Here is a 7,717-nt window from a genome sequence, read left to right as displayed (position 1 = left end):
CCGATGCCGTCGAGCAGATTGGAGATGTCGGAAGCGCGGTTGTCGAGACCCTGGGCGGTGAAGAAGTTGGTCGGATTATCGAGCGCCGAGTTGACCTTCTTGCCCGTGGAGAGATTGTTCTGGGTGGTGGCGAGGAGCTGAGCTGTCGACTGAAGCGACAGCAGATTCTGGCGCACCGACGCCGAGAGGACGATACCTGACATTTTCATACCCTTCTGGTGTGAAATAAACCCCGATCCCTTCGAGATCAGGGTGCAGCCCAGGTCGATTTGAACGACCCCGGACGACGGGCGTCACGGTGAATGGCAGTGGCTAACAAACGCTGAAGGGTTGTGGTGCGCAGCCGCCTCAATCAGCGGAACAGGCGCATCGGCGCTGCTGATTGCCGCGTCATCGCGCAAGAACGCCCTTTGAAAAGGCTCGTTGATTCAACAAACGCGCCCGTCGTTCACAACGCGTCAACCACCTTTGGAAAGGTTTCGACGCGCGGCGACATTCTGCCGGCGGTCGTCATCGACCAGCGGACGACGCCGAGATGCGGTTTGCGCTCAGAGCGCCAGCGGCGGCGCATCGACCTCGATCAACGGCGTGAGACCGGCCGCGCGCTGGCGGCCGAACATGAGGACCGCCGCAATCAGCCGGCCGATGTCGCTCGTCCCGGTACGATGATTGACGATCGCGGCACGGATCGCCAGCCGTCCGTCGAGCATCGTGGTCGACGGCGCGGCGAGGCCGGATTCGTGGATGTCGGCGACGATCTCGCCGTTGAGCGCATCGGCATCGTCGGCACGATAGCGGAAGCAGACGATGTTGAGATTGACCGGCGCCAGCAGCTCGAGCTCGGGCTCGGCGCGCACCCGCGCCTCGAGATGGCGCGCGAGCTCGCAGCTTCGCGCGATCACGGCGCCGAGCGCATCCGTGCCGAACGTCCTCAGCGTGAACCATGTCTTCAGCGCCCGGAAGCCGCGCGACAGATCAGGACCGAGATCGCAGGGCCACTCGGCGCCCGCCGCGAGACCACGGGTTTCCCGGCGCAGATAGGCGGCCGGCGAGGCGAAGGCGTCGCGATGCTTGGTGCCATCGCGCACCAGCAGGAAGCCCGCATCGTAGGGCACCTGCCCCCATTTGTGAAAATCCAGCGCAATCGAATCCGCCTGCTCGATGCCGGCGAGCTTCGGTGCGAGCTCCGCTGACAGCATCGCGAGCGCACCGAAGGCGCCGTCGACGTGAAACCAGAGCCCCTCGGCACGGCAGAGCTCGGCAATATCAGCGAGGTCGTCGATGGCGCCGATATCGACGGTACCCGCCGAGGCGACGACGAGAAACGGATGCAGTCCCGCGGCGCGATCGCGCGCGATCGCGGTCCGCAGCTCGCCGACGTCGATGCGATGTGCGGCATCCACCGCGATGCAGCCGAGCGCGTCGCTGCCCAGTCCGCAGATGTCCATCGCCTTGGCGATGCAGCCATGCGCCGCCTTCGACGTGTAGGCGCGCAAGCGCCGCCCCTCCTCACCGAGACCCGCCGAGCGAACCGCCGCGCCGAGCGCGTTGCGGCGAGCGACCAGCACCGCCATCAGGTTGGCCATCGAGGTGCCGGTGACGAAGATGCCGCTGGCGCTTGCCGGAAAGCCGAACAACTGACGCGTCCAGTCGACGACCTGCCGCTCGACCTCGATCGGCGCGTGGTCGCGGCCGCCGAGATTGGCGTTCAATCCGGCAGCCAGCATCTCGGCGAGCATGCCGACCACGGTGCCGCCGCCATGCACCCAGCCCATGAATCCAGGATGCACGTTGCCGGTCGCGTAGGGAACGACGAGCTCGCTGAAATCGCGATAGACCTCGGCGAGATCGGTCGGCGCATGCGGCAGCGCGCTGCGGAAGCTCTGACGTGTCGCCGGCGACATCGGCTGCCACACCGGCCGGTCGCGGATATCGGCGACATAGTCGATCATGTCATCGAGCATGCGATGACCGAGCGCGCGCATCTCGTCCCAATGTCGCGGATCGAGCGTCTCCGCCGTCCGCGACGCAGGATCGATGCGCAGCCCGGCGGTCACGCCGCCTGCTCCGCCCGCGACGCGGCGCGCTTCTCGATCATGGCCGCGAAGGCCGCGAAGATCTTCTGCATCTGCGGCGGCTTGTAGGGGAAGACCTCCGGCGAATCCATGTTGTGGACGACGGCCGTATTGTCGGCCTCGAACACCAGCAGCGTGCCGTCCCTGGTCTCGGCGCAGTCGATGATGAAATAGTCGAGACCGACGCGCGCGGCGATCGCATCGAGCACGCTGCGATGACGGCGGCCGAAGCCGATGTCGAAGGTCTGCATGAAGGTCGCCTCTTCGAGGCGCTTGCTCTCGCTGCCGGCCATGTTGGCGTTGAGGTACCAGATGTCCCAGCGTCGCGCGATCGCCATGTGGCAGGCGTAGGCCGTGCCGTCGACGAACACGATGCGGTACTTGCGGAACTGACCGTCCTCGCTGGCATAGTCGACGAAGCGCGAGACGAAGAACTCCTGCTCGCTGCGCTCGTCGAGATAGAGCGACAGCTCGAGCGGCTCGTCGACCTTCTCCAGGCCGACGCCGGCATGCGAACCGCGCGGCCGCACGATGACCGGGAAGACGAGCGAGTGGTCGACGTCCGTGATCCATTCGCGCTCGTCGGCGATCCCGATCAGGCGCTCGCGGTCGACGGGAATGGTCGCCGGAATGGTGAGCCCGTCGATGCCGGCGAGCCGCGCATGCAGCTTGTCGCGGTCGAGATGCCAGATCCGCTCCGGCGGATTCAGCAGCGGACGCGGCCAGCGCGCCGCGACGGCATCGATCTCGCGCAGCGCGTGCTGACAATCCTCGGAATCGGACGCGATGACGATGGCGACGTCATGAGCGGGCAAAGGCGCCAGCAGGTCCGCGCCCGGAACGACATAGAGCAGCAGCAGCTCGAAGTCGGTGTCCTCGAGCAGGAATTCGATCGGCGTGTTGCTGCCCATGTCGGTGGCCGCCGCGAGCGCGAGCACGCGCAGCCGCGGCGTCGCGCTGTTGCAGGCAACGCGGTAGAGCTGCTGCGACTGCAGAACGTCGTGCTGGATCGCGAGCCCGGACGATTTCTCGCCGATGAGCTGCGCGATCAGCGCGAGATCGAGCCCCTCGCCCGGCTCCGCGCGGCCGTCGAGCAGCTTGGCGAGCAAGGCGGCCCACATCGGTTTCAGGTCCTGGCCGTCGAAGGCGGCCTTGGCGAGCTTGGCCATGCCGATCCGGTCGGCACATCCTGCGTCGGTGGCGTCGGCCAGCGCGAGCAAATCAGTCGGCATTGCAGAGGTCCCTGAGATCCTGGCTGCTCAGATCCGATACGAGCAGCTCTGTTTTGGCAACGATGTCGGCGACGCGGTCGATGTCGGATTCGAGATTGACCCGGGCCGCGGTGACGTCGTCGCACCATGCGTCCGTCACCTGGCGCGCGCCGATGCACAGCCGCAGCGCGGCCGACGGCGCCTCGCCCGCGCGTTCAATCCGCACCGGCTGGCCGATCAGGCACTGGCGCGCGGCAATCTCGACTGCGCGTCCGCTGAAGCGGCTGCCGAGATCGCGCTGCAGCGCGCGATACACCGCCTGCGTCTCACCGAGGCCGAGCGGGCCGCCGTCACGCTGGAGCGCGAACGGGAAGATGGTGGGAAAGCCGAACTCGCCATCGCTCCCATCCGGCGCAGGCGCGCGGGCGGCGATCGGACGCAGCACCGGCGACAGCATCAGCAGGCTTTCGATGGACTCGCCGAGCTGCCGGATCGCCATCCGGCGGAACGTCTCGGGCACGGCGTGATACGCGGCGATCTCCTCCAGCGCGGCCTCCCAGCGCAGCCACTGGCCGATATTGGCGCGCGGCGCCGTGCGCGCGCGCAGATCCGTCCAGGCGAGCGGCCAATCGCTGCGATTGACATAGTCGAACAGGCCGGGCGCGATCGGATGTCCGCAGCGCAGCGCAGCCGATGCGGCCGCGGGCACCAGCAGCGCGCCGCTGAAGGCGGGCCCGCCGAAGAACTTCGAGCCCGTGACGAGCACCAGATGGCCGCGTTGGAGATGATCGCGCAGCCGCGCCGCGCCGAGCCGCATCTGGCAGGCATCGACGACGACCTGCACGCGCCCCGGCCAGCGCTGCGCCACCTCGTCCAGGCAGGCCATGTCCGGCGCGCGCCAGCCGAGCTTGGAGGAATCCATGACCTGCAGCAGGACGCCACGGCCCCTTCGCACCAGCGCCTCGACGCTGTCGAGCATCTCGGCATCGATATCAGCGCGCGGCTGCATCGATGCGCCGTCGAGCAGCGGCAGCGACACGGCGTCGCCCGAGAGCCCCTCGATCGGCGTGTTCGTCCGCACCGCCAGACCGTTCGCCGTCCGCGCGCTGAAATGGTGTCCCCGGGCGCTCGCGGCGGTGCCGCTTCCGGTCTGGTCGCTGCCGACGACGATGCTCGTGACGGCCTCGCCCAGCACCGCCCGCACCAGCGCCAGCGCATGCAGTTGCGAGTCGGTGCCGGACGGCGAGAACACGATGTCGATCTCGTCGGCAAGGCCGAGATATCCGCGCAGTTCGCGACGCATCTCCTCGGTGCGCCGGTCGAGCGCGGCGTCGAGGCCGAGCGAGATCGCCGCATGCATCAGCTGCTCGCGCGCCAGCTCGACGCGCGCATAGGCGCGTTCTGAAATCGGCGAAGCCGTGCTCGATGCGAAGCACAGCACATCGGGTTCGGGCGACGGCCCGCAGCCATAGACGTTGCGGCCCCAGGGGCGATCGAGCGCCAGGCGGGTATCGCCGCCATCGATCAGGAGATCGCCGAGCAAGGCAAAGAGATCGCGCAGTCCGGTCGCGGCGCCCTGCTCGCGCCGGTCGATCCGGGATGACTGGGATATCTGCGACCGGGTTACCGCCGGGGTCATCGCGCGGATCGTCAGGCTGCGTCGGCCGCAGCGGCGGTGGGAACCGCCACCGCCGACGCGAATTGCGAGGCGACATTGCCGTGAAACACGGACGGACCGACGTGATCGAGCCGGCTGTCGAGATCGGCCCAGATCTCGCCGCCGAGATCGGTCCATCGCCTGCAGAACGCGAAATCCTCGCTGAGATAGGTCCCGGTCGCCGGGTCGATCATGCATTCGAACAGCGCGAAGCGGTTCGGACTGCCGGCCAGCGCATCCTGCGAATGCTCGCGGAAGAACTGCAGCGGGGCGTAGGCCGGATGCGCGATCATCGTCTCGATGACGCGGCGGCGGACCATCAGGAAGCCGGTGCCGGCATAGCGCACGCGGGTGAAGCCGTTGACCACCGCAACGTGATCCGGATTGTCGATCTCCAGCACGTAGTCGAGCGATGCCGCCGGCACGTCCATGCGGTTGGAATTGATGGCACGGCGCGCCTTGTTCCAGTTGACCTTCTTGACCGGATAGACGCCGGCGACCATGTCGCCGCCGGACGCGATCAGCCGGAACACCTGCTTCGGCGTGAAGCCGATGTCGGCATCGACGAAGAGCAGATGCGTGGCCGAGGGATCGTTGAGGAACAGGGTGACGAGATTGGCCCTGGCACGGGTGATCAGCGCATCGCCGTCGCGCATGTGGACGGTGAGGTCGACGTTGGACGCGGCGCGCAACTCGCGCTGCAGGGCGAAGATCGAGCTCGCATAGATGCTCGACACCTGGCCGCCGAAGCATGGTGTCGCGACCACCAGATGAATGCGCTCGTCGGTTCCGTCACTCACGTCCGCCTCCAGACAAAGAGGCTCTCGCCCCAGATCTGAACAAAAGCTAAAGAGACGTGGTTAACGAAAACCTAACCGCCGCCCCCGGGGCGCTACAGATATTTCACCAGCGTCAACTGGGCCAGCATCGCCGTCGTCTGGTAGGACGCCTGGAGGTTGGTCTGGAGCTGCAGGATCTGGCTCGCAACCTCCTGCTGCGAGATGCCCTCGGTCTGGTCGACCATGGCCTGCATCGCCGCCTTGGCCTGGGTCTGGCGCGCCGTGGCGTCCTTCATCGTGGTCTGGGCGTTGGCGAACTCGGTCTGGATGTCCGAGATCGCCTGCTGGCCGAGCTGCGGCGTCAGGTTGGCGGCGATGCGCTGGCTGAGCGCGCCGATCTGCTGCGGAGCATTCGCTCCCGCTGGCGGCGTGTTGACGGCGGCATAGACCGCGGTCTGCTGCACGAGGTTGCGGATCGCGAACTCGTTGCCCTGGGCGCCGAACTGAATGCTCTGCGCCGTGTCGACCCGGATGGTCGCGCTCGACCGCGCCGAGCCGGGACCGCTGTTGCCGGTGTACCAGGCGACGGTGTTGGCCGAACCGTTGACGAGGCTGGTCGCCGACCCCAGCGGCGAGCCGGAGACGCGCAACGGCGGCGTCGGCGCCGTCACGGTGCCGGAGAAGCCGAGCGCCCCGAACGCACCCGCGTTCGAGCTCGACACCGAGAAGCCGGCGGCGTCGTTGGTGCGCAAGGTGATCACGCCGCCGCTGACCGTCGACGGCGTCGACGTGCCGCTGAGCGTATCGATCTTCGACAGCAGCGTCTGCACGCTGTCGCCGACATTGATCTGGTTGTTGCCGTTGGCGCCGGAGGCGACGAAGGTCAGCGTCTGCCCGTTGACGGTGATGGTGTCGCCGGTCGCAAAGCTGGTCGCGATCGAGTCGGAGCCCGCCCCGCCCGACAGCAGCGTCGCTCCCGTGATCGGCGCCGGCGTTGCGAGCTTGTTGTTGACCACCGTGCCCGACACGGAGCTCGCCGTGTTGAAGAAGTTGTCACCGGCGACGACCGCCGAGGCAGCGGTCAGCGAGGTGTTGGCCAGTGTCGACAGCGCCGTGTTGAGCGCCGCGTTGAGATTGGCGGAGGTGGCCGCCGGCGTGGCGCCGATGGCGAACGTATTGGTCGGCGCCGGCGTCGTGGTGGACGCCGTCAGCTTGATCGATTCCGCGGTGCCGTCGGGCAGCTTGAAGGTGAAGCTGATCTGGTCGCCCGCATTCGGATTGCCGGCGGTGAGATCGACCGAGATGCCCGGGGGCGAGCCGGACGGTCCGGTCACCGTGGCATTGGTCAGCGACGAGGTGACGCCGCTCAGCTTGAAGCCGAACGGCGAGCCGGCGACGTCCTCCGCCAGCGTGATCGGCATCGTGGCCGACGCCGACAGGTTCAGACGCCCGAGACCGTTGAGCCCGAGATCGGCCTGCTGCCGCTCGGCGATGACCTGCTTCAGGCCGGCCTGCGTCGTGGTGCCGTTCAGGATGTCGTCGGCCGATGCGATCGCCGGCCGGTCGGTGGCGCTGCCGGAGAAGATGTAGCGATCGCCGACCTGGGTGTTGAGGATGCCGGTGATGGCCGACAGGTTGGACAGCGCCGTCAATTGTCCCGTGGTCTGGCCGGTGCTGGTCAGGTTCTGCGGCGTCGCCGAGGCGCCACTCTGGACCTGGTCATGAATCTTGGACAGCGACTGCAGCGAGGTATTGACCGCGCCGATCACGGTATTGACGTGGGTCATCGTCAGCGTGAAGGCCGAGATGTTCGAGAGCTGCGCCCGCGCCGCGATCGCGAAGCCTTCGTCGGGGCCCATGCCGGCGTAGTTGTTCGCCTTGACGCCGCTCGAGAGCTGCGTGGAAAGGTCCGCGAGCTGGTTCGAGATGTTCCGCACGGACAGGCCGAGCAGAGAATTTCCGTAGTTGACACTGCTGATCGACATCTTACACGCG

5 protein-coding genes and 1 pseudogene are annotated in these 7,717 nt (G+C 67.4%); all 6 read right to left on the bottom strand.

Features of this window, described 5'->3' with window-relative positions; all coding sequences use genetic code 11:
* Positions 1-203, bottom strand: a pseudogene (locus tag QW861_RS09225) (flagellar protein); the annotation flags it as partial.
* Positions 204-548: 345 nt separating this feature from the next.
* Positions 549-1,985, bottom strand: a complete 1,437-nt coding sequence (locus QW861_RS09220) for an aspartate aminotransferase family protein (protein WP_315713620.1) — start codon at positions 1,983-1,985, stop codon at positions 549-551.
* Positions 1,986-2,053: 68 nt separating this feature from the next.
* The gene (locus QW861_RS09215) at positions 2,054-3,244 is read right to left on the bottom strand and encodes a hypothetical protein (protein ID WP_315753289.1); all 1,191 of its coding nucleotides are present in this window, start codon (positions 3,242-3,244) and stop codon (positions 2,054-2,056) included.
* 52 nt (positions 3,245-3,296) lie between these two features.
* Positions 3,297-4,925, bottom strand: a complete 1,629-nt coding sequence (locus QW861_RS09210) for a hypothetical protein (RefSeq protein ID WP_316192942.1) — start codon at positions 4,923-4,925, stop codon at positions 3,297-3,299.
* An 11-nt stretch (positions 4,926-4,936) separates the two neighbouring features.
* A complete protein-coding gene (locus QW861_RS09205) occupies positions 4,937-5,743 on the bottom strand; it encodes a hypothetical protein (RefSeq protein ID WP_315712667.1) in 807 nt (268 codons plus the stop codon).
* 92 nt (positions 5,744-5,835) lie between these two features.
* Positions 5,836-7,707: a flagellar protein gene (locus QW861_RS09200; protein ID WP_315753153.1), complete on the bottom strand. Its 1,872-nt coding sequence runs from the start codon at positions 7,705-7,707 to the stop codon at positions 5,836-5,838.
* Positions 7,708-7,717: the final 10 nt, after the last annotated feature.

It is taken from the genome of Bradyrhizobium sp. SZCCHNRI1029 (assembly GCF_032487555.1).
GTDB lineage: Bacteria > Pseudomonadota > Alphaproteobacteria > Rhizobiales > Xanthobacteraceae > Bradyrhizobium.
The sequence above is the reverse complement of the archived record's forward strand: the minus strand, read 5'-3'. Positions and strand labels throughout refer to the sequence as shown.